The following is a 25,767-nucleotide window of genomic DNA, read 5'->3' on the forward strand; positions in this document are numbered from 1 at the left end:
GAAGTTCACCTCAAATCAGGCAACTTGCCTCCGACGAATCGGCGATGTGATCCCGTTCACCAACGCCACGCTTGTCCTGAACCCCGGGTCGCCCTATCGTCTTGATGTATCGACTCGATACATCAAGACGGCATAATGACCGGGACGAGCCAGTCACGGCAGCCGCGACATGGGGCGCGACAGAGAGGGGGCGACGATGAGCCGGCGTTCCGGAATCCTTGAGTTCGCCGTACTCGGCCTGCTTCGCGAGTCCCCGATGCACGGCTACGAGCTGCGCAAACGACTGAACACGTCACTGGGTGTGTTTCGGGCGTTCAGCTACGGGACGCTGTACCCCTGCCTCAAGACGCTGGTGGCCAACGGCTGGTTGATCGAGGAGCCGGGAAACACCGCCGAGACCGGCACCCCCCTCACCGGACGCCGCGCCAAGATCGTCTACAGACTCACCGCCGACGGCAAGGAACACTTCGAGCAGCTACTCGCGCAGACGGGACCCGACGCGTACGAGGACGAGACCTTCGCCGCCCGTTTCGCGTTCTTCGGCCAGACGTCGCGCGACGTGCGCATGCGGGTGCTGGAAGGGCGCCGCAGTCGGCTGGAGGAGCGCCTGGAGCGCATGCGGGCCTCGTTGGCCCGCACCCGGGAGCGCCTCGACGACTACACACTGGAACTACAGCGCCACGGCATGGAGTCGGTCGAGCGCGAGGTGCGCTGGCTGAACGAGCTCATCGAGAGCGAGAGGGCCGGGCGGGACCTGCGGGGTCCGACCACGACGGGGACCTCGCACCCGGACACGACAGATGGAGCGACGGGCGACCTGCCCCGGACCGGGGGCGAATCCCGGTCGGACAGGCCCGACGACACCGCCACGTGAGCGCCCAGCCAGGGCCTCACTCGTACACACAGGGAGCAACCGGAATGGGTTCGGTTCGCGTAGCCATCGTCGGCGTGGGCAACTGCGCCGCATCGTTGGTGCAGGGCGTCGAGTACTACAAGGACGCCGACCCGGCGTCGAAGGTCCCGGGTCTGATGCATGTCCAGTTCGGCGACTACCACGTCGGCGACGTCGACTTCGTCGCGGCCTTCGACGTGGACGCCAAGAAGGTCGGCCTGGACCTCGCGGACGCCATCGGCGCCTCCGAGAACAACACGATCAAGATCTGCGATGTGCCCCGCTCCGGCGTGCCGGTCCAGCGTGGTCACACTCTGGACGGTCTCGGCCGCTACTACCGCGAGACGATCGAGGAATCCGCCGAGGAACCCGTCGACGTCGTACAGGTTCTGAAGGACGAGCGGGTGGACGTCCTCGTCTGCTATCTGCCCGTGGGCTCCGAGGACGCCGCGAAGTACTACGCGCAGTGCGCCATCGACGCCAAGGTCGCCTTCGTGAACGCTCTTCCGGTCTTCATCGCCGGGACCAAGGAGTGGGCGGACAAGTTCACCGAGGCCGGTGTCCCGATCGTCGGCGACGACATCAAGTCCCAGGTGGGCGCCACCATCACGCACCGCGTCATGGCCAAGCTCTTCGAGGACCGGGGCGTGGTCCTGGACCGCACCATGCAGCTGAACGTCGGCGGCAACATGGACTTCAAGAACATGCTCGAGCGTGATCGCCTGGAGTCCAAGAAGATCTCCAAGACGCAGGCCGTCACCTCTCAGATCCCCGATCGGGACCTGGGCGAGAAGAACGTGCACATCGGACCGTCCGACTACGTCGCGTGGCTGGACGACCGCAAGTGGGCGTACGTCCGGCTGGAAGGCCGCGCCTTCGGCGACGTACCGCTGAACCTCGAGTACAAGCTGGAGGTCTGGGACTCCCCGAACTCCGCCGGTGTGATCATCGACGCCCTGCGCGCCGCGAAGATCGCCAAGGACCGGGGTGTCGGGGGGCCGATCCTCTCGGCGTCGAGCTACTTCATGAAGTCGCCCCCCGTGCAGTACTTCGACGACGAGGCCCGGGAGAACGTCGAACGGTTCATCGCCGGCGACGTCGAACGCTGATCGGCTCGTTCGCCGAGGACGGTGGCCCCCCAGGGCGTTACGCCCGGGGGGCGTCGTCCGTGTGTGAGGCTGTGCCCCATGGCCGTCGCCCGTGATCTGCGCACCTTGCTGAGCCTTCAGGGCTTCCGTCGCCTCCTTTCCGTGCGACTGTTCTCCCAAGGGGCTGACGGCGTCTACCAGGTGGGGCTCGCGACCTTCGTGGTCTTCGCCCCCGAGGAACAGACCTCTCCCGCCGCCATCGCCTCGGCCATGGCGGTCCTACTGCTCCCGTACTCCCTCGTAGGACCGTTCGTCGGAGTGCTGTTGGACCGCTGGCGCCGTCGGCAGGTGTTCCTGTACGGCAATCTGCTCCGCGCCCTGATGGCCACCGTGACGGCCTGCCTGATGGCACTCTCCGTCCCCGATTGGCTCTTCTTCGCCTCCGCCCTCTGCGTCACCGCCGTCAACCGCTTCGTTCTGGCAGGGCTGTCCGCGGCGCTGCCCCGGGTGGTGGACACGGAGCGCCTGGTCATCGCCAATTCGTTGTCCCCGACGGCTGGGACTCTCGTCGCCACCGCGGGAGGCGGTCTGGCCTTCGTAGTACGCCTGGCCGTGGTGGATTCGGACGCCGCGGTCGTACTGCTCGCCGGCGCGCTGTACCTGTGTGGAGCGCTGGCGTCGCTGCGCATCCCCGTGGCCTCGCTGGGTCCCGATCGCGCTCCCTCGCGCCAACGTCTTTCCGTCGCCCTCACCGACACCGTCCGTGGGCTGGTGCCGGGACTGCGACACCTTGCCTCCCCGGAATGTCGGGAGGCGGCCTGGGCACTCACCGGGATGACGCTGATGCGCTTCTGCTACGGCGCGCTGCTCGTCATGCTGCTGATGTTGTGTCGCTACGCCCTGGCGGCGACGCCGGAGGAAGGACTCGCCCTGCTGGGGTTGGCCATCGGCGCCTCGGGGGTGGGGTTCTTCGCGGCGGCCGTGCTCACTCCATGGGCGGCGGGCCGGTTGGGGCCCCGTCGCTGGATGGCGGTGTGCGCAGGAGCCGCGGCCGTGCTGGAGCCGGCGCTGGGCCTGCCGTTCTCGACGGCCCCCATGCTGGCCGCGGCCCTGCTCTTGGGGCTGACGACACAGGGTTCGAAGATCTCCACGGACACGATCGTGCAGCACCAGGTAGACGACGCCTTCAGGGGCCGTGTCTTCTCCGTCTACGACGTCCTGTTCAACGTCGCCTTCGTCGGAGCCGCCGGCATCGCCGCCCTGATGCTTCCCCCGGATGGCCGCTCGCCATCTCTCGTACTCACCGTCTCGGCGGTCTATGTCACCGTCGCGGCGATCATGACGCGCTGCGCTCGCCGTTGACAGCCCACTGGACACCGACGCCCGGAGCGGCGGGACGGCCCGGCTGTCGGCCCGCCGAACCAGGGCACCGTTTCACGTGAAACCGCACCCCGCCCGGGCCCAGGGGCCCTGACCACGACCAACGGCCGGGCACCGCACGGTTTCCCCTCCGTGGTCACCCCTGCCGCGACTCCCACCAGTCCCTGAGCGCCGTCACAGCTTCGTCGTGCTTCATCGGCCCCTTCTCCAGACGCAGTTCCATCAGGTGCTTGTAGGCGGACCCCACGACGGGCCCCGGCGGGACTCCCAGGATTTCCATGATCTCGTTGCCGTCGAGATCCGGCCGCAGGGCATCCAGCTCCTCCTGCTCCTGAAGCCTCGCGATGCGCGCCTCCAGCCCGTCGTAGGCGCGGGAGAGCGCGGCGGCCTTGCGTCGGTTGCGGGTGGTGCAGTCGGACCGTGTCAACTGGTGGAGTCGCCCGAGCAAAGGCCCCGCGTCCCGGACGTAGCGACGGACCGCGGAGTCCGTCCACTCACCCGTTCCATAGCCGTGGAAGCGCAGGTGGAGCTCGACAAGCCGCGAGACGTCCTTGACCGTCTCGTTGGGGTACTTCAACGCGGTCATGCGCTTCTTCGCCATCTTCGCCCCCACGACTTCGTGGTGGTGGAACGAGACACGGCCGTCGCGCTCGAAACGCCTCGTTCTCGGCTTGCCGATGTCGTGCAGCAAGGCCGCCAGCCGGAGGGTCAGGTCCGGCCCTTCCGACTCCAGCGCCATGGCCTGTTCCAGAACGATCAGCGTGTGCTCGTAGACGTCCTTGTGCCGATGGTGCTCGTCGCTCTCAAGACGCAGTGCTGGTAGCTCGGGCAGGACATGCCCGGCGATGCCGGTGTCCACCAGGAGCGAGAGACCCGTGCGCGGGGAACCGGAAAGGATGAGTTTGTCCAGTTCATCCCGGATCCGCTCGGCGGAGACGATCGAGATCCGCCCGGACATGTCTTTCATGGCCTGAACCACATCGGGAGCCACGGCGAAGTCGAGCTGAGCGGCGAAGCGGGCGGCCCGCATCATCCGTAGGGGATCGTCCGAGAAGGAAGCCTCCGGGGTGCTAGGGGTCCGCAGCACCCGGTCGGCGAGATCGCGCAACCCGCCGTGCGGGTCGACGAACGTCTTGGCCGGCAGAGCGACGGCCATCGCGTTCACCGTGAAGTCGCGGCGGACAAGGTCTTCCTCTATGGAGTCGCCGAAGGACACCGCGGGCTTTCGCGAGGACCGATCGTAGGCCTCGTCCCGGTAGGTCGTGATCTCGATTCGGAAGGTTCGTTCTCCCTGTTCCGCACGGGCCACCTTCTGAGCTCCGACAGTGCCGAAGGCGATGCCCACCTCCCAGACAGCGTCCGCCCAAGGACGAACGATGCGCAGAATGTCCTGAGGGCGGGCGTCGGTCGTGAAGTCGAGGTCGTTGCCGAGCCTCCCCAGCAAGGCATCACGTACCGACCCACCGACGAGGGCGAGCGAGAATCCCTCCGCTTGGAACAGACGGGCGAGATCGTCGGCTACGGGCGCTACACGCAGCAACTCGCTCACCGCGCGGTGCTGCGCCTGGCTCAGGGCGTGGGGGTTGACTTCGTTGGCGTTAGGCACATCAAGGAAGGGTACGTGGCCGCCCGAGTGCCGAAGCTCTTCTCCGAACGAGGTACGAGGATCGCTACGCGTGGCCCCTCCGCGAGGGTCGCTCGTCGCTCGGTCTCGGTGGTCGATCTTGAGACGTGCACCACGGCACTTCCGCCGACCGCACCTCGTTACCATGCGGGGACGGGTATCCGACGACCACTGACGACGAGAGACGGGCAACCACGTGGCCGACGCGGCAGACTTCCGGGAGACCGAGGCATCTCCTGCCCGCCGCCGGGTTCGGCGTACGGCGACCCTGCTCGCCACCGTCCTGGTGCTCGTCGGTCTGGTCCCGCGACCGCTCTCGGAAACGGCGCACGCGGACACCGCCACTCGCCTCTCGGCCGACGCGGACGCGGGGACCGTGTCCGTGGCCATCGATTCCCTCACCCCGGCCGCGCCGCGCGAGGACGACACGGTGACGCTGTCCGGCAGTGTCACGAACACCGGCGAAGCGGCGGTCACGGACGCACGAGTCGACCTCCGTCTCGGAGGGCGACTCGACACCACCTCGGGGATCGACCAGGTCGCCCGGAATGACGACACTCTTGGCGACCCGACCGGGGATCCGGTGGACGACGAGTACGCCGTGGGGTTCCGGGAGCTCTCCCCCGGTGTCACGGAGAAGTTCCAGCTCTCCGTTCCGGTCGCCGAGCTGGGACTGGGCAAGGACGGCGTCTACCAACTCGCCGTCTCGGTGTCGGGACAGACCACCGCACGCTCCTGGGAGCACGTGGTGGGAGTGCGACGGACGTTCCTGCCCTGGCAGCCGGAAGAGTCCGCCACCCTGACCAGAACGACGTTCCTGTGGCCGCTGATCTCCACCGCCCACATGGCCGCCGAGACGGGCTCGGACGAGTATCAGACACCGGTCTTCCTCGACGATGATCTCGCCAAGGATCTCTCCCCCGGTGGACGCCTCCACCAGATGGTGGCCCTCGGTTCGGGGCTGGACGTCACGTGGGTGATCGATCCGGATCTACTCGCCTCGGTGGCCGCCATGGCAGGTGGCTACGAAGTACGCGACCAGGACGGCGAGACCGTCCCGGGAACCCACCAGGACGTCGCGAAACGGTGGCTGGTGGACCTTCAGAAGGCCGTTTCGGGGGACGAGGTCGTGGCGCTGCCGTACGCCGACCCCGATGTCGCCTCGCTGGCCCACAACGGCAAGGACGCCACTGGATCTCTCGGTCAGTTCGAGGCGGCGACAGAGGTCGCCGCCAATACCGTCGAGCCCATTCTCCATGTGACCCCGACCACAGATTTCGCCTGGCCCATGGAAGGTGCCCTGGACTCGTCGATCGTTCGGGTCGCCACCTCCGCCGGTGCGGACAAGGTCATCGCCCGGAGCGACAGTCTCAGGGAGGACAGCGATCTCCCCTACACCCCCTCCGCCGCCCGCCCCGTAGGTGGCGGGACGACTGCCGTGGTGGCGGACGCGCGGCAGTCCACCGCCTTCGAGGGCGACCTCAGCAGAGCCTCGGCAGCCACCCTCGCCGTGCAACGCTTCCTCGCGCAGAGCCTTGCGGTCACCCTCCAGACCAATCAGCAACGCAGTGTCGTGGTGGCGCCGCAGCGCATGCCGTCCGGCAGTCAGGCCCACGCGATGGCGGAGGCACTGAACGTTCTGCAGGGCGGAACCTGGTCCCGCCCCCAGGGACTGACGGAAGCCGCCGCGGCCAAGCCGGACCCCGCGGCCTCGACGAGGATTCCGGCCGCCTCCTCCTACCCGGCCGAACTACGGGAGGGGGAGCTCCCCGAGGCGGCATTCGCGCAGATCGCCGCGACTCAGGCCAAGCTGGACGACTTCAAGGTCATCCTTTCGGCCCCGTATCGGGTCGTGACACCGTTCGGCCTGGCCATGAACCGGGAGATGTCCACATCCTGGCGTGGCGGGGAAGGGCAGGCCGCCACCTTCCGGGACGAGGTGGTGGACTATCTGGACGGTCTGGCGCAGCAGGTCAGGCTGATCGACAAGTCGGAGACCAAGCTCTCCGGTCGGAGCGCCACCATCCCCGTGACGGTCCAGAACAACCTGGTTCAAGGCGTGGACCACCTGGTTCTCAGGCTCACCTCCACCAACCCCACACGACTGGAGATCGGTGGCGAGGCCTTCCAGGAACAGCCCGTTTCCGTCTCCGGCGGGCACAGCAAGTCGGTGAAGTTCGACACATCCGCCAACGCCAACGGCAGAGCCACGGTCATCGCCCAGCTCTACACGCCGGACGGGGAGGAGTACGGCCCTCCGGTCACCTTCGACGTCAAGGTCACCGAGATCACGGCCACGGTGATGCTCGTCATCGGTGGCGGCGTCCTGCTGCTCGTCCTCGCGGGGTTCCGGATGTACACCCAGCGCAAGCGTGCGACCTCCCAGGACACACCGGAGGCTGCCCCGGATACGACACCAGGGACTGCCCAGGATCCCTCGGTCCCCGGGAACCGGGAGGCGGCAGTGGATTCTCCCGCCGGACTGACGGGAGAATCCCGACCGGACGACCCCGAGCACCCGAGTGACCGGCCACCGGACACCACACCCGAAAGCACGGGCCCTTCCGGCACGGGTGAGAGAGTGGAGCGTTGAGGATGTCGTGGCCCGTCGGCCCGGGACGATGAGGTGGGGTTGCATGAACGCGCCGTACGACGGTGATCGCGGCCGGGCCGTGAGCAACTCGGGGGAGCCCGACGGCCCACCCCGCGGACCTGGACACTCGCCGCCGCCGGAGCAACGCGCGGACTACTTGCGCGACACCTACGACCAGGACCCGTACCGGGGGCAGGATCTCGCCGCGCAAGACCCGGTGGACGAGGCCATGTACGACCGCGCGGCCCACCCGCCGCCACCGCCTGACACCCAGCGGCCACGACAGCCCCTCTACGACGCACCGGCCCGGTCGACATACGCTCCGGACCCCAGAGTCTGGGCGCGGACCCCCGCACCCGAGCCCGAAGCCCCAGCACATTACCTGCCGTACGGCGACGATCCGCGGACCACCGAGTACGTCGGGGTGGATGATCTCGTGGGCCAGGCCCGCGAAGAACACCACGAACCAGGCGCGTTCGCCCACCTCTTCCGAGACCAGCAGAGGGCGGGGGGCGTCAGTCCGTACGAACGGCCGCCGGCGTCCACATCGACCCTGGGGCCCTACACCGCCCCGCAGGACTCGTCGACCAGCGCGCCCCATCCGAGCCACCGCGGCGACCGGTCCCCGCGAGAAGAGGGATGGACGCCCGCCGGCTCCGCCGAACCTCCCGAGTCGGAGCCGGATCCCCCGGGGGACGGGGCCGCGGCACCGAGAAGCGGCAAGGTCTCCGGTGTGCTGAGATCGAGTGCCGTGATGGCGGCCGGCACGATGATGTCACGGCTTACCGGATTCATCCGCTCCGCGATGATCGTCGCCGCTCTCGGTCTCGCCGTGCTGGGCGAGTCCTTCCAGATCGCGTACCAACTACCGACGATGATCTATATCCTCACCGTCGGCGGTGGCCTCAACTCGGTCTTCGTCCCACAGCTGGTCCGCGCCATGAAGGACGACGAGGACGGGGGAGAGGCCTACGCGAACCGGCTTCTGACACTCGTCATGGTGACGTTGGGCCTGCTCACCGCGGTGGCGATGCTGGGGGCCCCGCTTCTGGTGCGGATGCTGTCGAATCCCATCGCGAACGACCCGGAGGCCAGCGAGGTCGCCGTCACCTTCACTCGCTACTTCCTCCCCACGATCTTCTTCATGGGCGTTCATGTGGTGATGGGTCAGATCCTCAACGCACGTGGCCGGTTCGGCGCGATGATGTGGACTCCGGTCCTGAACAATGTCGTGATCATCGTGACGCTCGGCATGTTCATCTGGGTCTACGGTCCCGCTTCCTCCTCCAAGATGGACGTCGACACCATTCCCCCCGAGGGGATGCGGCTGCTCGGTATCGGCATTCTTCTCGGGCTCGTCGTTCAGGCTCTGGCGATGATTCCCTATCTTCGCGAGACCGGGTTTCGGCTGCGCCTACGCTTCGACTGGCGAGGCCATGGCCTGGGCAAGGCCGCGGTGCTCGCCAAGTGGACGATCCTCTTCGTCCTCGCCAACCAGGCCGGCGCCCTCGTCGTCTCCCAGTTGGCCACCGCGTCCATTCTGGACACCGGTATCGACGGCACCGGCTACAGCACCTACGCCAACGCCCAACTGATCTGGGGGCTCCCTCAGGCCATCATCACCGTGTCCCTGATGGCGGCCCTGCTGCCCCGCATCTCACGGTCGGCGGCCGAGGACGATTCCGGAGCGGTCCGCGACGACATCTCTCAAGGGCTGCGTACCACGGCCGTCGCCATCGTGCCCGTCGCGTTCGGCTTCGTGGCCCTCGGTATCCCGATGTGCACCCTGCTCTACGGCTCCTCGGGGACCGACGCGGCCACCAACATGGGCTACATGTTGATGGCCTTCGGGCTCGGCCTCGTGCCGTACTCCGTTCAGTACGTCGTGCTGCGGGCCTTCTACGCGTACGAGGACACCCGGACCCCCTTCTACAACACGGTCGTCGTGGCGGCGATCAACGCCGGGATGTCGGTGCTGTGCTTCTTCGTGATCCCGTCACGCTGGGCGGTCGTGGGCATGGCCGCGTCGTACGGACTGGCATACGCGGTGGGCGTGGGCATCGCCTGGCGCAGGCTGAGCAAGCGCCTGGGCGGCGACCTCGACGGTTCCCGCGTGCTGCGCACCTACGCCCGCCTCGCCATCGCCTCCGTGCCCGCGGCTCTCTTGAGCGGAGCGGCGGGCTACGGGGTGGTACAGACCCTCGGTCAAGGCGTGGCGGGGTCGCTGGCGGCACTGCTGATCGGCGGACCTGTCCTGCTCGGCGTGTTCTTCCTGGCCGCGCGCCGGATGCGTATCCAGGAACTCAACTCACTGGTCGGCATGGTCAGAGGACGCCTCGGGCGCTGAGCTCCGGGTAGGCGCACCCCCATCGTTCGCCTCCGTGAGTCGTGCGGAGTGGCGGACTGTGGGCACAATTGGTCTCGGCGTCGGACGGCGTGCGGGAGTGTTCGGCACGCTACGGATGGGGAGGCGGAAACGACGGTGGCGGATCGGAGGGCGGCTGCCGTCGACGTGGCGGACAACGGCGACGCCGAGTCGTTGTCCGCGCGGGCGGACGAGTCCACGACGGACAGCGTGGCCGAGAACCAGGAGCGGGACACGGACAGCGACGAGGCACAGAGCGGCGAAGACCCGACGGGCGAACCCTCGTCCATCGAGGTGCACAGCGGACACAAGCTCGCCAGGCGGTACCGCCTTGAGGAATGCGTCACCCGTCTGGACGGCTTCAGCAGTTGGCGTGCCGTCGACGAGATGCTGCGCCGCGCCGTCGGGGTCCATGTCCTGCCCCGCACCCACCCGCGAGCTCGCGCGGTCCTGGCGGCGGCGAGGTCTTCGGCGCTGCTGGGTGATCCTCGCTTCGTCATGGTCCTCGACGCGGTCGAGGAGAACGACCTCGTGTACGTGGTGCACGAATGGCTGCCCGACGCCACCGAACTGACGACGCTGCTGGCATCGGGCCCGCTGGACGCCTACGACGCCGACCAGATGGTCGGCCAGGTCGCGGCCGCGATGGCAGCCGCCCACCGCGAAGGACTCGCGCATCTGCGGCTCAGCCCGAACACCGTCCTACGTGCTCCGGGCGGACAGTGGCGCATCCGCGGCCTGGCCGTGAACGCGGCACTGCGCGGCATCGACTCCGACACACCCCAAGCCTCCGACACCGAGGCGATCGGGGCCCTGCTGTATGCCTCGCTGACCCAGCGCTGGCCCTACGAGAGCGACGCCTACGGTTTGTCCGGGTTGCCCAAGGACCTGGGTCTGATCCCGCCAGACCAGGTTCGAGCCGGCGTTCACCGCGGCCTCTCCGAGCTCGCGATGAGGGCGCTCGCCAACCATGGCGCCACCGCTTCCCGGCACGAAGCGCCCTGCACCACTCCGGAGGAGCTGGTCAAGGCGATCGGTGAAATGCCGCGCCTGCGTCCACCGGAGCCGAAATTCACCCCCTCGGGCTATCAGCGCACCACCTATCAGCAGGGCAGCTACGGCCGTCCCGGCGGGCCCGCAGCCGGGGTCCCCAGTCCCGTTTCGGCACCTCCGCCACTGCAGAGTCGCACCGGCAAGGCGCTGAAGTGGTCGGTGTCGGCCCTGTTGATCGCCGCACTCGGGCTGGGCAGCTGGCAGCTGGCCGAGGCGCTCATGGAGCGTGGAGGTTCGGCCGACACGCCCAACCAGACCCAACCGACGGACGACGACAACGACAAGGGCGGCTCGGACGAGGCTCCGCCGGACAAGGAACTGGAGATCACTTCCGCGAGTGAGTTCGCGCCCAGTGGTACCGGAATCCAGGAGGACCAGGTTCCTCTCGCCGTGGACGGCAAGCCGTCGACCGCCTGGATCACTCCCCAGTACCGCGGCTACGCGAACTTCGGAAACCTGTCCTCACGCAAAGAGGGCAGCGGGATCATCGTGGACCTCGGCGACGTCCGCGCCGTCACGAAGGTGGACGTCGACTTCTACCGCGAGGGCCAGACGGTCGAGGTGCTGGCCGCGGACGAAGGGGGCACGGGAACCTCCTCGCTGGAGAGCTACCCACAGCGTCTGACAAAGCTGGAGCGGGCCGGTGACTCCCTGTCGCAGGAGTTGGAGGAGGCGGTGAAGACGCGCTACCTCCTCGTTCGGATCACCAGCCTTCCCACCGACACTTCCTCGAGCACCTATCGAGGTGGGATCTCGGAGATCAAGGTCTACGGGTCGTAGCGGTCCCCTGGGCCGTGAGCGCGGAGGGGAGGCGAGGGCGTGGACCGGTGCGACGAGAGCGCGGCCGACAGGGAGCTCTTGGCCCGACATGTCTCCGGCGATACGACAGCCTTCGGGGAACTGGTCCGGCGCCACCGGGACCGGTTGTGGGCGGTCGCCTTGAGGACGTTGGGAGATCGTGAAGAGGCGTCCGACGCGGTCCAGGACGCTCTTCTCTCGGCCTACCGCGCGGCCCACACCTACCGCGGTCAAGCCGCTGTCACCACGTGGCTGCATCGCATCACGGTGAATGCCTGCCTCGATCGCGTCCGAAAGGCCGCGTCGAGGAAGACCGCACCGGTCGACGACACGGAGCGACTCGAGAGCGTTTTGGAACCATCCGAGTCGGCTGCGGCCCCAGCCGAGCGGCACGACCTGCAGCGTCAGCTCCGCGCCGCCTTGGCAACCCTGGCACCCGACCAACGCGCCGCGTTGGTCCTGGTGGACATGCAGGGGTACCCCGTGGCGGAAGCGGCTCGCATTCTCGACGTCCCGATCGGTACGGTCAAGAGCAGATGCGCCCGTGGCAGGGCCAAGTTGCTCCCGCTGCTCACCCACCTCCGCGCCGAGCCGGACCCCGACCCCCACGACGTTCACCGTCCCAGGACGGCCGACACGGGCGAGGCCTCCAGGCCCGATGCCCAGCGGAACCGGGCGCAGTCGACATCCGTCCCACGTGCGCGAGGGCCACGTCGCGCGGCTCCAGGCGAAACGGATCCGACCGATTCAGCTGTCGTGAAGGGTGGTGGTGGGCGAACGTGACATGGACGCCAGAGCAGGTCGATCATCCGGACATCGTCGAGCTGTCCGAACTCGCCGAAGGCAACGTGCCCCCTTCCCGGGCGAGGGAACTGGAGCGCCACGTGGAGGGGTGCGCGTCGTGCGACGAGGCACGCACGTCCTTGGAGGGAGTCCGCCGACTCCTGGGCGGTGCGACCGATCCTCCCAAGATGCCTGACGACGTCCGCATCCGGATCGACGCCGCCCTCGCCGCCGCCGCAGAAGACCATGGTCTGCCCGCCGTTTCACGTGAAACACCACTGCCACCGCCCCGTGGCAGGTCTCCGCGCCCCATGCCTGGCCCCGGGCGCAGGCCGGGCGGGCACCGCCGAAGGAAGACCGTCGTGGGAATCGTGTGTGCGGCCACGGTGCTGGGTGTCGGCTCCCTGCTCGTCACCGGGGACGACGTCTCGCCTCCGCTCGAGGCAAGGAACAGCGTCTCCCCAAGAGACACCTTCACGGAATCTCAGCTCGGTGAACAGGTCGCACGGCTCGTCGGGGACGCCCAGAGGGCGGGTGGGTCTCGCCTTCCCAGTGGGATCGGGGTCCAGTCCGAGACCTCCTCAGAGCAGCAGGTCTTCGTCCAGCCGACTCTCCCGGAGTGCGTCCTGCGCGCCATCCGCCCCGGTGCCTCCGTGCTGGCGGCGGAGGAGGGCGTGTATCGGGGTGAGTCCGCCTTGCTCGTCGTGGTCTCGGAGGCCGAGGACGCCGGTCATGTCGTCGCGAGTATCGTCGAGGCCGGCTGCCCGGAGGGGTCCGCCTCCTCCGTCGCGGACGTTCTGCTGACCCGCTCGCTTCCCCGGCCCTGAATTCTTCCCTGGCGATGCCGGGACCTTCGGGGAATGCGTGGGCTCTAGGATCCGTTGCGTGTGGTGGAAGCCCCGCCAGGGGGCGACCGCCGGTCCCGAACCCAGTCCAGAGACGAGGAATCAAGCCGTGAGCGATGTCCGTAACGTGATCATCATCGGCTCCGGGCCCGCCGGCTACACAGCGGCGCTGTACACCGCGCGGGCATCGTTGAAGCCCTTGGTGTTCGAGGGGGCCGTCACCGCCGGTGGCGCGCTGATGACCACAACCGAGGTCGAGAACTTCCCGGGCTTCCAGGACGGGATCATGGGACCCGAACTGATGGACAACATGCGGGCGCAGTCCGAGCGCTTCGGGGCCGAACTGATCCCGGACGACGTCGTCGCCGTCGATCTGTCCGGAGAGATCAAGACCGTCACGGACACCGCGGGGACCGTCCATCAGGCAAGGGCCGTCATCATCGCCACGGGATCGCAGCACCGCAAGCTCGGCCTGCCGAACGAAGACGCACTCTCCGGACGCGGTGTCTCCTGGTGTGCCACTTGCGACGGATTCTTCTTCAAGGATCAGGACATCGCTGTGATCGGTGGTGGAGACACCGCGATGGAGGAAGCCACCTTCCTCTCTCGGTTCGCCAAGTCGGTCACGATCGTCCATCGACGGGAGGCCCTCCGCGCCTCCAAGGCGATGCAGGACCGAGCCTTCGCCGATCCGAAGATCAAGTTCGCTTGGAACAGCGAGATCGCGGAAATCCAGGGCGACCAGAAGCTCTCGGCACTCAAGCTGCGCGACACCAAGACCGGGGACCTGTCGGACCTTCCGGTGACCGGACTGTTCATCGCGATCGGTCACGACCCGCGCACCGAGCTGTTCAAGGGTCAGCTCGAACTGGACGACGAGGGCTATCTCAAGGTCGCCGCACCAACCACCCACACCAACATCAAGGGCGTCTTCGGCGCGGGTGACGTGGTTGACCACACCTACCGCCAAGCGATCACTGCGGCCGGCACCGGCTGCTCGGCCGCTCTCGATGCCGAACGATTCCTGGCCGCGCTCTCCGACGAGGAAGCGGCCGAACCCGAGAAGACCTCTGCCTGACCCCGCCCCACCGATACATAAGGAGCCTTCTGTGGCCGGCACCCTGAAGAATGTGACCGACGCTTCCTTCGACGAGGACGTCCTCAAGAGCGACAAGCCCGTCCTGGTGGACTTCTGGGCCGCCTGGTGCGGCCCGTGCCGGCAGATCGCCCCTTCCCTTGAGGCCATCGCCGGTGAGCACGGCGAGAAGATCGAGATCGTCAAGCTGAACATCGACGAGAACCCGGCGACTGCGGCCAAGTACGGCGTCATGTCCATTCCGACGCTGAACGTGTACCAAGGAGGCGAGGTCGCCAAGACGATCGTCGGTGCGAAGCCGAAGGCCGCTATCCTCCGGGACCTCGAGGAGTTCATCGCCGACTAGAATGTCTTCGCGTTTCACGTGAAACAGGAGGGGCGCCCGTGGGGCGCCCCCTCCTGTTTCACGTGAAACGGTACTTCGCTTTCCGGCCGAGGGCGGAGCCCATACCTCGTCGGCACTCGCCCCCGCAGCGTGAGAGCCAAGACCGCCACTGCCCTCCCGCCTGGGGCCTCAGGAATCTTGATCGTCCGAGAGACTCCGAAGCAGTGACCCCTCACCAGGGGCCAGGGTCTCAAGAATCCGTTCAAGATCCTCGACGGAGGCGAAATCGACAGTGATCTTTCCTCGCTTCTGCCCCAGATCGACCTTTACCCGGGTCTCGAACCGATCCGAGAGGCGCGTGGCCAAATCGGCAAGGGCGGGAGCCACTCGCGATCCGGCCCGGGGCCCTCTACCGCGTTGCGACTTCTGCGGCCGAGCCCCCATCAGGGTGACGATCTCTTCGACAGAGCGAACCGACAGTCCCTCCGCGACAATCCGGCGAGCCAAGCGGTCCTGCTCCTCGACGTCTTCCACCGAGAGCAGGGCCCGAGCATGCCCGGCGGAGAGCACGCCGGCCGCGACCCGCTTCTGCACCGCCGACGACAACCGCAGGAGACGCAAGGTGTTGGAGACCTGAGGGCGAGAGCGACCGATTCGATCCGCCAGTTGGTCATGCGTGCAGTTGAAGTCTCTCAACAGTTGGTCATAGGCCGCCGCCTCCTCGATGGGATTCAGCTGCGCCCGATGCAGGTTCTCCAGGAGCGCATCCAACAGGAGTTGCTCATCGTCGGTTGCCCGGACGATCGCCGGGATGGCCGACAGACCCGCCTCCCGACAGGCCCGCCAACGTCGCTCCCCCATGATGAGCTCGTAGCGGCCGGCCTGGGTCGGCCGAACGATCACCGGTTGCAGGAGCCCGACTTCCTTGATGGAAGCCACCAACTCGGACAGGGCTTCCTCGTCGAAGACTTCACGAGGCTGTCGCGGGTTGGGCGTGATCGAGTCCAGCGCAATCTCGGCGAAGTGAGCGCCCGCCGGCGAGGACAAGGAAGATGCCGCTCCCCTGTCCTGCTCGTCTTCTGTTTCACGTGAAACAGAAGACGAGGACAGCGCGGCGACCTTGGCCGCCGCGATACCACGATCCGTCGAGAGGCCCGGAACGCCCGCACTCGTCAACGCTCCCTTGTTGCCCAGAGCAGCGGATCCCACCGACTTCTCCGTGGGGGCCGCCGGGATCAGGGCGCCAAGCCCTCGCCCGAGTCCCCTTCGTCGCTCAGTCACCGAATCCCCTCCACGATGCTTGTTTCGCTGTGAGTGCCGCCGTGTGCAGGGTCGTAGCGGACGTCGACGCCGCGCAGTGCGATCTCACGCGCCGCCTCAAGGTAGGACAGCGCCCCGCTCGACCCGGGGTCGTAGGTCAACACTGTCTGTCCATAGCTCGGAGCCTCGGAGATCCGAACAGAACGAGGAATGCTGGTTCGAAGGACCTCTCCACCGAAGTGGCTGCGCACCTCGTTGGCGACCTGAGAGGCGAGCCGGGTCCGTCCGTCGTACATCGTGAGCAGGATGGTGGACACGTGAAGTGCGGGGTTGAGATGGCCTCGCACAAGGTCGACGTTGCGAAGCAACTGCCCAAGTCCCTCCAGCGCGTAGTACTCGCACTGGATAGGGATAAGGACCTCCTGACCTGCCACGAGGGCATTCACCGTCAACAAGCCCAGAGACGGTGGACAGTCGATCAAGATGTAGTCCAGCGGCTGCTCATAGCTCTGAACAGCCCGGTGCAGCCGGCTCTCGCGCGCGACCAACGAGACAAGCTCGATCTCGGCACCGGCGAGATCGATCGTAGCCGGTGCACAGAAGAGGCCCTCGACGTCAGGGACGGGCTGAACGACATCCGACAGAGGCTTGCTCTCGACCAACACGTCGTAGATCGACGGGACCTCGGCATGGTGGTCGATGCCCAGCGCTGTCGAGGCGTTTCCCTGAGGGTCGAGATCGATCACGAGAACGCGTGCACCATGCAACGCCAGCGAAGCGGCGAGATTGACGGTGGTGGTTGTCTTTCCCACCCCACCTTTCTGGTTGGCGACCACGATCACTCGGGTCTGCTCAGGACGAGGCAGACCCTCACCAAGACGCCCTCGAGGTTCCACAACCAAGGGCACCAGACTTCCGGCGGGGTCGCCAGGGGGCGTGGATGTTTCACGTGAAACGTCCACGCCCCTTGGCTCGGTACGGGGCCCCGGGACCGGTTCGGTCTCCGATTCCGCGATGTTGGCATCGGACCGCAAGGATTCACTCTCCTCGACTTCGGGCTCGCGATGGACAGAGCCTCCCATGCCCCAAGGGCGGTGAACCAGTGAGGTCTGCCCCTCTGTGCGGAAGTCGACGTCTGTGGACAACTCGGCCACCCCCGAGGCGGATGCTTCTCTGTCGGCGGCGGAGAATGTTGCCTCCGAACGGGCACCGTGAGGCCTGCGCTCCCGAGGTGCTGCCGCGGCGCGACCGCGATGGATAATGCCGTGCAACAGTGAACGACGTTTCACGTGAAACACGATGCATGGGGACCGTGGGAGGGGGCGCACGACACACCGACGCCCGAATACCCGAGGACTGATGTGGAGTACGAGGCCTCAGGCACAGTCACATCACTCCATCCGGATCTACCCCCGGCGCCTACGGACCCGTCCCGTTCTCGCCGCCTTGGCACGCTTGGCGGCGAAGCGCACTCCGCCCGGGCTCTCACCAACCACCACACGGACCACCGTGGACCGAGGCTCTACCACTCCTGAGCCGACGTGCAGCACCGACGTCTCCGCCGCTCCCAACTTGTTCAACGCGGTCTGCGCACTCTTGAGCTCCGCCTCCGCGGTGTCTCCCTTGAGCGCAAGCATCTCGCCATAGGGGCGGAGGAGCGGAATGCCCCAGGTGGCCAAGCGGTCGAGGGGAGCCACCGCCCGGGCCGTCACCACGTGTACCGGCGGCATCGTGCCCATCACCTCCTCCGCACGCCCACGCACCACGGTGACGTGGTCCAAGCCCAACAGCTCGACGACCTCGGTGAGGAAGGTGGTCCGCCGAAGAAGTGGCTCCAGGAGAGTGATGTTGAGATCGTCACGTACCAAGGCCAAGGGAATCCCCGGTAGTCCGGCGCCGGACCCCACGTCGCACACAGAGACCCCGTGGGGGACGACTTCGGAGAGCACCGCGCAGTTCAGAAGGTGTCTCTCCCAGAGCCTGGGAACCTCGCGAGGGCCGATCAGACCGCGCCGGACTCCCGCATCGGCCAGCAACGCGGCGTAGCGCACCGCGTCCGAGAAGCGCTCCCCGAACACCTCGTGAGCCTGCTCGGGAGCAGGCGGAACCTCCGCTGCCTCCGTCACGAATACCGTCCTTCCATTCCATGCCGCGACTGGTTCGCTCCCGGCACCAGAACCCACCTCACAGGGCTGACGAATCTCGGCCCCGCCTGTCCGACAGACGGGGCCGAGCAAGGGCAGTCACGTCAAACGGGGAGGACGACCACGAACCGCTGCGGTTCCTCGCCCTCCGACTCGCTCCGCAGGCCCGCGGCCTTCACCGCGTCATGCACCACCTTGCGCTCGAACGGCGTCATCGCCCGCAAGCGGACGGGCTCGCCACTGCTCTTGGCCTCACCGGCCGCCTCCGTCGCCAGTTCGGAGAGTTCGGCACGCTTGCGCGCACGATATCCGGCGATGTCGAGCATCAGTCGGCTGCGATCTCCCGTCTCGCGATGAACCGCCAGTCGAGTGAGCTCTTGCAGGGCCTCGAGAACCTCGCCCTCCCGACCCACCAGCTTCTGCAGATCTCGACCGTCCGCGTCGCTGACGATCGAGACTGAGGCGCGGTCGGCCTCGACGTCCATGTCGATGTCACCGTCGAGGTCCGCGATGTCGAGCAGACCCTCCAGATAGTCCGCGGCGATCTCTCCCTCCTGCTCCAGGTGAGTGAGGTCCTCTGCGTCCTCGGCAGCCGCGGAAATGGTGCCTTCCGTCACGGGATGGACTCCTTACTTCTTCGACGGGGACTTCGGGCGCTGCTGGCCCTTGCGCTGACCGGACTGGGCCTTGCTCCGCCCTGCGGCACCAGGCTTCTTCGCCGGTTTCTCGGCACCCTCGGACTCCGCCGGGCTGCCGGTTTCGCCGCCCTGGGCGGAGTCGGACTTGGCAAGCGAGGGGGGCCCCGCCGTCTCGCCTCCGTCCCCCGAACGGCCCGCGCCGGACTGGCGCTGGGACTTGGTCTGACGCTTCGGCTGCTGTCGCTTGGGGGTTCCGGACGCCGCGGCTGTCGCACCGTCCGCCTGGGCCGCGACCGCGGCTTCGCCCTTGACCACGGTGCCGTCGGATTGTGCCGCGAGACCCGCCTTGTTCAGCCCGTTGATGAACTTGCGCTCGTGCTCGTTGCGGTCGCGCCCCTTGTCCACGATCGCCTTCACGATCGCCCGCTCGCGGCGGTTGCGCGTCTTCTCACGGGCGGTGAGGTGCTTGCCCAGACGCTCCAGGTAGGCGGCCTGTGCTTTGGAACCCGGAGTGGGGTTGTTGTGGATGATGTACATCTGCTGGCCCATGGTCCACACGTTGGTGGTCAGCCAGTAGACGAGGACACCCACCGGGAAATTGATGCCGAAGACGGCGAAGATGATCGGGAAGACGTACATCAGCATCTTCTGCTGCTGCATGAACGGTGTCTTCACACTGGTGTCGACGTTCTTCGTCATCAACTGACGCTGGGTGTAGAACTGCGACAGCGACATCAAAATAATCATGATGGCGGTGACGACCCGCACATCGGTGATCGTCGAACCCAGCGCCTCGACCTTGGACGAGCTGTCCGTGAACTTGGCCGCGAGCGGAGCCCCGAAAATGTGGGCCTTCTGCGCACTGGCCAGGAGTCGCTCGTTGATCACGCCGATGGTGTCGTTCGACGCGATGCTGTTGAGCACGTGGTAGAGAGCGAAGAAGAACGGGGACTGCGCGAGAATGGGAAGGCACGAGGACAACGGGTTGGTGCCCGTCTCCTTGTACAGCTTCATCATCTCTTCGGACTGACGCTGGCGGTCGTTCTTGTACCGCTCCTGGATCTTCTTCATCTCCGGCTGGAGCGTCTGCATCGCCCGCGTCGCCTTGATCTGCTTCACGAAGAGTGGGATCAGGCAGATCCGGATGAGGATCACCAGGGACACGATGGACAGGCCCCAGGCCCAGCCCGTGTCCGGTCCGAAGATCGCACCGTACACCGAATGGAACTGGACGATGACCCAGGAGACAGGTGTCGTGATGAAGCTGAAGAGGCTGGCAATCGTGTCCACTAATCATGCTCCTTGGGCATGGGACGAGGTCTCTGCGGCCGGGCTCGGGGAAGGCACTCTTCCCTCGATGGCCGGTTCGGCGGCGGAGGGCCCGCCCGCGCGCGTCCGCCAGGCGTTCCACAACAACTGGTGCCACCGCGGGCGCCTGCGTGGCGGCACGTGGTCCACCCCGCCCGACGACCACGGATTGCACCGCAGGATGCGCCAGGCCGTGAGGGCCGTGCCCTTGGCCGCGCCGTGCCGGTCGATGGCCGTGAACCCGTAGTGGGAACACGAGGGGTAGTACTTGCAGACCGGCCCCAGCAGTGGACTGATCGTCCACTGATAGATCTTGATCAGCGCCAGAAGCGGGTACTTCATCGCGCGCCCCCTCCCAGCAACCGCCGCACCGCGGCGTCCAGGTCTCGGGCCAAGTGTGCGTGATCGGCGTCGCCCGCACCGGGCAACGCTCGTACGACTACCAGGCTACCGGGGGGAAACAGACCGACTCGGTCACGCATCAGGTGGCGGAGCCTCCGCCTCACCTTGTTGCGCACCACCGCGCCTCCCACAGCCTTGCTCACGACGAAACCCGCACGTGCCGGAGGAGCGCTCTCCCCAGGCGCGTGCGGGTCCGTGGCACCGCTACGAAAGTGGACGACGAGGGACGGGCGTCCTGCTCGCCGCCCGCCTCGAACCGCGGTCGAGAAATCCTCGCGCCGCCTCAGCCGGTTCTCGGAGGGCAGCACGACGTCATGACCTGATCGGAATCAGGCGGACAGGCGGGCGCGACCCTTGCTACGGCGGGACGCGAGGATCGCGCGGCCGGCACGGGTGCGCATACGCAGCCGGAAGCCGTGGGTCTTCGCGCGACGACGGTTGTTCGGCTGGAAGGTGCGCTTGCTCACTCGGGGGCTCCAGAAAGAGATCGTTGGTGGCGGGGTGCCGTCCTGGCTGTCACCGTGCGCCCACGAGTAGCTCGCGTTACGCCCGTGTGTACCGCTTTCCGATCACCTGACGTGATCCGTGCCCATCGGAGGCAGGCGGCAGCAGCCATCGACAACTCGACCTGGTCACGGTACGCGGGGCCGGGTCGTCCGGTCAAACCCGGAACGGTTCGGAGACACTTGTCCACAGGCTGGGGACAACGACTTGAACCCGACCCGTCGCCCTGACTACCGTGATCGGACCTCCGCACGTCCCACTACCCCCCCGTTGTCCCAGCCGTCCCGCCGAGATTCATCCCGCCCGTCCCCGGATCACGCCTTCGTGGGACCCCGTGAGAGAGCGTGCCCGTGGCCGACGTACCTGCCGATCTTGCCGCAGTATGGCCGCGCGTCCTGGAGCGATTGCTCGGCGGAGAGGGCCACGACCAAGGGTTCGAGGCCAAGGACGAGCACTGGATCCGTCGGTGTCAGCCACTCGCTCTCGTCGCCGACACCGCGCTCCTGGCCGTGCCCAACGAGTTCGCCAAGGGGGTCATCGAGGGCCGCCTGGCGCCGGTGGTGAGCGAGTCGCTCAGCCGTGAGTGCGGCCGACCCATCCGCATCGCGATCACCGTCGACGACACGGCGGGCGATGCCCCCGCCCCGGGGCCGACCGCGACACAGTCGGGCTATGCCGAACCCGACCCCTCCCCGACGGTCCAGAGTCAGAGGGGGGACGAGAACGAGGGCTACTCCGCTTCCCGACACCAGCTGCCCACCGCGCGCCCGACGTATCCCGCCGAGTACCAGCGTCCCGAATCCGGTGCTCCCTGGCAGCGCCACACGTCACCGGACGGCTACGCGTGGCACCAGCGTCCACCGGGCTTCTCCGAGAGGGACGGCTACGCGGCACCCCCGCACGGACCCTACGCGCGCCCCGCGAGGACCGGTCACCCCCCATCCGAGGACGCCTACCCGACCGCCCCCTCCGACTCCTTCGCCCGGGACGGCTACCGTCCGGACGGCTACGGCCCGGCGGCGTACGCCCGCGACACCTATCGCCAGGATTCGGACGGCTATCCCCAGGACGCCGACGACGCGCACGGCTACCGCCCGCGCGCCACCGAGCATCCGGGCTACGGACGCGCCCGCCGGGAGCACGACCCGTCCCACCGCGACTACGGTCCACGTGAATCCGCCCTCGAGGGCGATACGCCCCCCGGCGGCGCCCCCGAGCACCGTGGCGGACCCGCGATTCCTCCCGCGCCCGGACGCCCGGCCTCTCCTCAGACCCCTGTCTCGGGACCGGGCGAACCCACCGCGCGACTCAACCCCAAGTACCTGTTCGACACCTTCGTCATCGGCGCGTCCAACCGGTTCGCGCACGCCGCGGCAGTCGCCGTGGCGGAGGCTCCGGCCAAGGCGTACAACCCGCTGTTCATCTACGGCGAGTCGGGTCTCGGCAAGACCCACCTGCTGCACGCCATCGGCCACTACGCGCGCAGCCTGTACCCCGGTACCCGGGTGCGGTACGTGAGCTCCGAGGAGTTCACGAACGAGTTCATCAACTCGATCCGCGACGGCAAGGGGGACAGCTTCCGCAAGCGCTACCGCGAGATGGACATCCTGCTGGTCGACGACATCCAGTTCCTGGCCGACAAGGAGTCGACGCAGGAGGAGTTCTTCCACACCTTCAACACACTGCACAACGCGGACAAGCAGATCGTGCTCTCCAGCGACCGACCGCCGAAGCAGCTGGTGACCCTGGAGGACCGGCTCAGAAACCGCTTCGAGTGGGGTCTGATCACCGACGTCCAGCCGCCCGAGCTGGAGACGCGGATCGCCATCCTGCGCAAGAAGGCGGTCCAGGAACAGCTCAACGCCCCGCCGGAGGTCCTCGAGTTCATCGCCTCCCGGATCTCGCGGAACATCCGTGAGCTGGAGGGGGCGCTGATCCGGGTGACTGCCTTCGCCTCGCTGAACCGACAGCCCGTGGACCTGGGCCTCACCGAGATCGTCCTCAAGGACCTCATCCCGGGGGGTGAGGAGTCCACGCCGGAGATCACCTCGACGGCCATCATGAGTGAGACCGCGGACTACTTCGGGCTCACGGTCGAGGACCTGTGTGGCAGTTCCCGCGGGCGCCAACTGGTGACGGCGCGACAGATCGCCATGTACCTCTGCCGCGAGCTGACGGATCTGTCCCTGCCGAAGATCGGCGCGCTCTTCGGCGGGCGCGATCACACGACCGTGATGCACGCCGATCGCAAGATCCGCAATCTGATGGCGGAGCGCCGCTCCATCTACAACCAGGTCACCGAACTCACGAACCGGATCAAGAACGGTTGAGCGGACCCGGACCGTTCTCGGGTCCGGGTCCGAATCCGGGCGCCTCCGGGGCCTCGGCGGTGGTCTCCGTCACCCCGATCCCACCTCTCGCGGACGCCCCACGGCCTTCGCGCGGCGGGAGCCGCGAGCCTTCTCCCGGGGGGAACGGAGCCATACCGCACACGGCCAGGACGCCGCTCCCCGCGCGGGCCGCCGCTCACACGAGGGCGTGGGCCCACGCGGTCGGCCAGCGCACGGTCGAACCCACTTCGCGCGCCCGGGTGGGCGGCCATCGACCGCTCCTCGACGCCCACACCCCGCCCGTCGCAAGGGCTCCGTTCGCTCCCGTGTCGGTGGTGATCAGGCCCCTCGATGTTCGATTCCAGGCGAGGTTACGGCTCCCATCCACAGATTCGGCGACTTTCTCCCATCCACACCCTGGGGACTGCCAAGTTTTCCCGATCTTGTCCACAGGTCGTGAACCAGACTGGCGGTCAGCACAGCTCAGGGGGGTGTGGATTCGTGGACAATGGTTGTCCACAGGCTGGGGACAACGCGCGACTCCGTGAGCTGCCACCCAGCTTGTCCACGCCTGACCCACAGGATGCAAGCAGCTATCCCCAGCTCGCAGGCGGTTCTCCACACCGCTGTCCACTGTTCGGCAACATGACGCGCACGGTCACCGTCGCGAGTGAAAGCCATCACATCGGAGGTCCCGGGAGGGCTGTGGGAAAGCCAGCGAAATCTGGGGATGGATCTGGGGAGAAGTAGCCCCCTCCTGTGCACGGAGTGTGCAGAACTTTGGTTTCTCCACACTGTGACCCAGTTGTCCACTGGTTGCACCCACAGGTGCGGTGGACAAGATTCCGGGGTTGACCTGCGGAAACAGGGTTTTCCACGGAATCCACAGGCCCTACTACTACTACCGACTAGAGAGAGCAGGGCAATCGTTTCGAAGCAGGTTCTGTGCACAACTCGCGCTCTCGCCGGCAAGACCCCCACACCTCGACTTGACCCCGGCGGCCTCCTGCTGTCACCGGGGTACGTCAGACTGGTGCTCCGGTGTCCTTCCCGGCCGAGAGGCCGACGACACCGGTTCAGACAGCGAACGCGAAGCAGGGCGACGAGCGCCGGCAACAGCAGGAGGCGGCTAACCGTGAAGATCCGGGTGGAACGCGACGTACTCGCGGAGGCAGTGGCCTGGGCGGCGCGCAGCCTGCCGGCTCGGCCGCCGGCGCCTGTCCTTGCCGGGCTGCTCCTCAAGGCCGAGGACGGGCAGTTGAGCTTGTCCAGCTTCGACTACGAGGTCTCGGCTCGGGTCTCCGTGGACGCCGAGGTGGAGGAGGAGGGCACCGTCCTCGTCTCGGGGCGCCTGCTGGCGGACATCTCCCGCGCGCTGCCGAACCGCCCCGTGGAGATCTCCACCGACGGTGCCCGTGCCACCGTGACGTGCGGCTCGTCGAGGTTCACCCTGCACACGCTCCCCGTGGAGGAATACCCGGCCCTCCCGCAGATGCCGACCGCCACCGGGACCGTGCCCGGCGATGTCTTCGCCTCCGCGGTCCAGCAGGTCGCCATCGCGGCGGGGCGTGACGACACGCTGCCGGTGCTCACGGGCGTGCGCATCGAGATCGACGGCGACACGGTGACCCTGGCCTCGACCGACCGCTACCGCTTCGCCGTCCGTGACTTCCTCTGGAAGCCGGAGAACCCCGAGGCCTCGGCCGTCGCCCTGGTCCCCGCCAAGACGCTGCTGGACACCGCCAAGGCGTTGACCAGCGGCGACCAGGTGACGCTCGCCCTGTCCGGCTCCGGTTCGGGCGAGGGCCTGATCGGATTCGAGGGCGCGGGCCGTCGCACGACCACCCGTCTTCTGGAGGGTGATCTGCCGAAGTACCGCACCCTCTTCCCCACCGAGTTCAACTCCGTGGCCGTGCTGGAGACGGCTCCCTTCGTCGAGGCCGTCAAGCGCGTGGCGCTCGTCGCCGAGCGCAACACTCCCGTCCGTCTCAGCTTCGAGCAGGGGGTGTTGATCCTCGAGGCCGGGTCGAGTGACGACGCACAGGCTGTGGAGAGGGTGGACGCGCATCTCGACGGCGAGGACATCTCCATCGCCTTCAACCCGACCTTCCTGCTGGACGGGTTGAGCGCGATCGACTCCCCGGTGGCGCGGCTTTCCTTCACCACTTCGACCAAGCCCGCGTTGCTCAGTGGCAAGCCGGCCCTCGACGCCGAGGCGGACGAGGCCTACAAGTACCTGATCATGCCGGTACGGCTGAGCGGCTGAGACGGGCCGCGTCGGGGCGAGCGAGCCCGGCCCGGGGCAGGTCCCGACGACACCGCCCCGACCCGCCGCCCCG

21 protein-coding genes are annotated in these 25,767 nt (G+C 67.5%); 12 read left to right on the forward strand and 9 right to left on the reverse strand.

Annotated elements, in window-relative coordinates:
• Positions 1 to 196: 196 nt before the first annotated feature.
• The 3 genes from JEK78_RS10770 to JEK78_RS10780 all read left to right on the forward strand — a co-directional run bounded on the left by JEK78_RS10770 (position 197) and on the right by JEK78_RS10780 (position 3,342).
• The gene (locus JEK78_RS10770; RefSeq protein ID WP_200263860.1) at positions 197 to 874 is read left to right on the forward strand and encodes a PadR family transcriptional regulator; all 678 of its coding nucleotides are present in this window, start codon (positions 197 to 199) and stop codon (positions 872 to 874) included.
• Between the two features lie 44 nt (positions 875 to 918).
• Positions 919 to 2,001, forward strand: coding sequence for an inositol-3-phosphate synthase (locus tag JEK78_RS10775; protein WP_200263861.1), 1,083 nt, complete (start codon positions 919 to 921; stop codon positions 1,999 to 2,001).
• 78 nt (positions 2,002 to 2,079) lie between these two features.
• On the forward strand, positions 2,080 to 3,342 hold the full coding sequence (locus tag JEK78_RS10780; protein ID WP_200263862.1) for an MFS transporter: 1,263 nt from the start codon (positions 2,080 to 2,082) through the stop codon (positions 3,340 to 3,342).
• A gap of 154 nt (positions 3,343 to 3,496) precedes the next feature.
• Here the strand turns inward: JEK78_RS10780 and JEK78_RS10785 are convergent, their stop codons facing one another.
• Positions 3,497 to 4,966 (reverse strand): CCA tRNA nucleotidyltransferase, encoded by a 1,470-nt coding sequence (locus JEK78_RS10785; RefSeq protein ID WP_200263863.1) that lies wholly within the window; start codon positions 4,964 to 4,966, stop codon positions 3,497 to 3,499.
• A 214-nt stretch (positions 4,967 to 5,180) separates the two neighbouring features.
• On the opposite strand from JEK78_RS10785, the gene JEK78_RS10790 reads away from it, so the two are divergent.
• The 7 genes from JEK78_RS10790 (at position 5,181) to trxA (ending at position 14,863) form a co-directional block, all read left to right on the forward strand.
• Positions 5,181 to 7,577: a DUF6049 family protein gene (locus JEK78_RS10790; protein ID WP_200263864.1), complete on the forward strand. Its 2,397-nt coding sequence runs from the start codon at positions 5,181 to 5,183 to the stop codon at positions 7,575 to 7,577.
• 43 nt (positions 7,578 to 7,620) lie between these two features.
• Entirely contained in the window at positions 7,621 to 9,924 is a 2,304-nt protein-coding gene (murJ, locus tag JEK78_RS10795) for a murein biosynthesis integral membrane protein MurJ (RefSeq protein WP_200263865.1), read from the forward strand.
• A gap of 135 nt (positions 9,925 to 10,059) precedes the next feature.
• Positions 10,060 to 11,775 carry a protein kinase family protein gene (locus JEK78_RS10800; protein WP_200263866.1) on the forward strand — a complete coding sequence of 572 codons (1,716 nt, stop codon included), beginning with the start codon at positions 10,060 to 10,062 and terminating at the stop codon, positions 11,773 to 11,775.
• A gap of 39 nt (positions 11,776 to 11,814) precedes the next feature.
• Positions 11,815 to 12,576, forward strand: a complete 762-nt coding sequence (sigM, locus tag JEK78_RS10805; protein WP_200263867.1) for an RNA polymerase sigma factor SigM — start codon at positions 11,815 to 11,817, stop codon at positions 12,574 to 12,576.
• Positions 12,573 to 13,403: an anti-sigma factor gene (locus JEK78_RS10810; RefSeq protein ID WP_200263868.1), complete on the forward strand. Its 831-nt coding sequence runs from the start codon at positions 12,573 to 12,575 to the stop codon at positions 13,401 to 13,403. The genes sigM and JEK78_RS10810 overlap by 4 nt, the downstream gene beginning before the upstream one ends.
• A 127-nt stretch (positions 13,404 to 13,530) precedes the next feature.
• Positions 13,531 to 14,499 (forward strand): thioredoxin-disulfide reductase, encoded by a 969-nt coding sequence (gene trxB, locus JEK78_RS10815; protein WP_200263869.1) that lies wholly within the window; start codon positions 13,531 to 13,533, stop codon positions 14,497 to 14,499.
• 31 nt (positions 14,500 to 14,530) lie between these two features.
• Positions 14,531 to 14,863, forward strand: a complete 333-nt coding sequence (gene trxA / locus JEK78_RS10820; RefSeq protein WP_200263870.1) for a thioredoxin — start codon at positions 14,531 to 14,533, stop codon at positions 14,861 to 14,863.
• A 168-nt stretch (positions 14,864 to 15,031) separates the two neighbouring features.
• Here the strand turns inward: trxA and JEK78_RS10825 are convergent, their stop codons facing one another.
• The 8 genes from JEK78_RS10825 to rpmH form a co-directional block, all read right to left on the reverse strand.
• Positions 15,032 to 16,123, reverse strand: a complete 1,092-nt coding sequence (locus tag JEK78_RS10825; RefSeq protein ID WP_200263871.1) for a ParB/RepB/Spo0J family partition protein — start codon at positions 16,121 to 16,123, stop codon at positions 15,032 to 15,034.
• Positions 16,120 to 17,184: a ParA family protein gene (locus JEK78_RS10830; protein ID WP_242483391.1), complete on the reverse strand. Its 1,065-nt coding sequence runs from the start codon at positions 17,182 to 17,184 to the stop codon at positions 16,120 to 16,122. The genes JEK78_RS10825 and JEK78_RS10830 overlap by 4 nt, the downstream gene beginning before the upstream one ends.
• Positions 17,185 to 17,508: 324 nt before the next feature.
• Complete coding sequence (gene rsmG / locus JEK78_RS10835; RefSeq protein WP_200263872.1) at positions 17,509 to 18,228, reverse strand: 16S rRNA (guanine(527)-N(7))-methyltransferase RsmG; 720 nt, start codon at positions 18,226 to 18,228, stop codon at positions 17,509 to 17,511.
• 122 nt (positions 18,229 to 18,350) lie between these two features.
• Positions 18,351 to 18,863: a R3H domain-containing nucleic acid-binding protein gene (locus JEK78_RS10840; RefSeq protein WP_200263873.1), complete on the reverse strand. Its 513-nt coding sequence runs from the start codon at positions 18,861 to 18,863 to the stop codon at positions 18,351 to 18,353.
• A gap of 12 nt (positions 18,864 to 18,875) precedes the next feature.
• The gene (yidC, locus tag JEK78_RS10845) at positions 18,876 to 20,174 is read right to left on the reverse strand and encodes a membrane protein insertase YidC (protein ID WP_200263874.1); all 1,299 of its coding nucleotides are present in this window, start codon (positions 20,172 to 20,174) and stop codon (positions 18,876 to 18,878) included.
• A 3-nt stretch (positions 20,175 to 20,177) separates the two neighbouring features.
• On the reverse strand, positions 20,178 to 20,534 hold the full coding sequence (yidD, locus tag JEK78_RS10850; RefSeq protein WP_200263875.1) for a membrane protein insertion efficiency factor YidD: 357 nt from the start codon (positions 20,532 to 20,534) through the stop codon (positions 20,178 to 20,180).
• Positions 20,531 to 20,902 (reverse strand): ribonuclease P protein component, encoded by a 372-nt coding sequence (gene rnpA / locus JEK78_RS10855; RefSeq protein ID WP_200263876.1) that lies wholly within the window; start codon positions 20,900 to 20,902, stop codon positions 20,531 to 20,533. The genes yidD and rnpA overlap by 4 nt, the downstream gene beginning before the upstream one ends.
• A gap of 21 nt (positions 20,903 to 20,923) precedes the next feature.
• Positions 20,924 to 21,061 (reverse strand): 50S ribosomal protein L34, encoded by a 138-nt coding sequence (gene rpmH, locus JEK78_RS10860; protein WP_003956500.1) that lies wholly within the window; start codon positions 21,059 to 21,061, stop codon positions 20,924 to 20,926.
• Between the two features lie 387 nt (positions 21,062 to 21,448).
• On the opposite strand from rpmH, the gene dnaA reads away from it, so the two are divergent.
• Positions 21,449 to 23,428, forward strand: a complete 1,980-nt coding sequence (gene dnaA, locus JEK78_RS10865; protein WP_200263877.1) for a chromosomal replication initiator protein DnaA — start codon at positions 21,449 to 21,451, stop codon at positions 23,426 to 23,428.
• 1,135 nt (positions 23,429 to 24,563) lie between these two features.
• Positions 24,564 to 25,694: a DNA polymerase III subunit beta gene (dnaN, locus tag JEK78_RS10870; protein WP_200263878.1), complete on the forward strand. Its 1,131-nt coding sequence runs from the start codon at positions 24,564 to 24,566 to the stop codon at positions 25,692 to 25,694.
• Positions 25,695 to 25,767: the final 73 nt, after the last annotated feature.

The organism is Streptomyces sp. HSG2 (genome assembly GCF_016598575.1).
Taxonomy (GTDB): Bacteria; Actinomycetota; Actinomycetes; order Streptomycetales; family Streptomycetaceae; genus Streptomyces.

Coding starts and splice junctions, on each gene's coding strand:
- JEK78_RS10770 (WP_200263860.1), top strand. CDS start 197: ATGAGCCGGCGTTCCGGAATCCTTGAGTTCGCCGTACTCGGCCTGCTT.
- JEK78_RS10775 (WP_200263861.1), top strand. CDS start 919: ATGGGTTCGGTTCGCGTAGCCATCGTCGGCGTGGGCAACTGCGCCGCA.
- JEK78_RS10780 (WP_200263862.1), top strand. CDS start 2,080: ATGGCCGTCGCCCGTGATCTGCGCACCTTGCTGAGCCTTCAGGGCTTC.
- murJ (WP_200263865.1), top strand. CDS start 7,621: ATGAACGCGCCGTACGACGGTGATCGCGGCCGGGCCGTGAGCAACTCG.
- JEK78_RS10830 (WP_242483391.1), bottom strand. CDS start 17,184: ATGGGAGGCTCTGTCCATCGCGAGCCCGAAGTCGAGGAGAGTGAATCC.
- yidD (WP_200263875.1), bottom strand. CDS start 20,534: ATGAAGTACCCGCTTCTGGCGCTGATCAAGATCTATCAGTGGACGATC.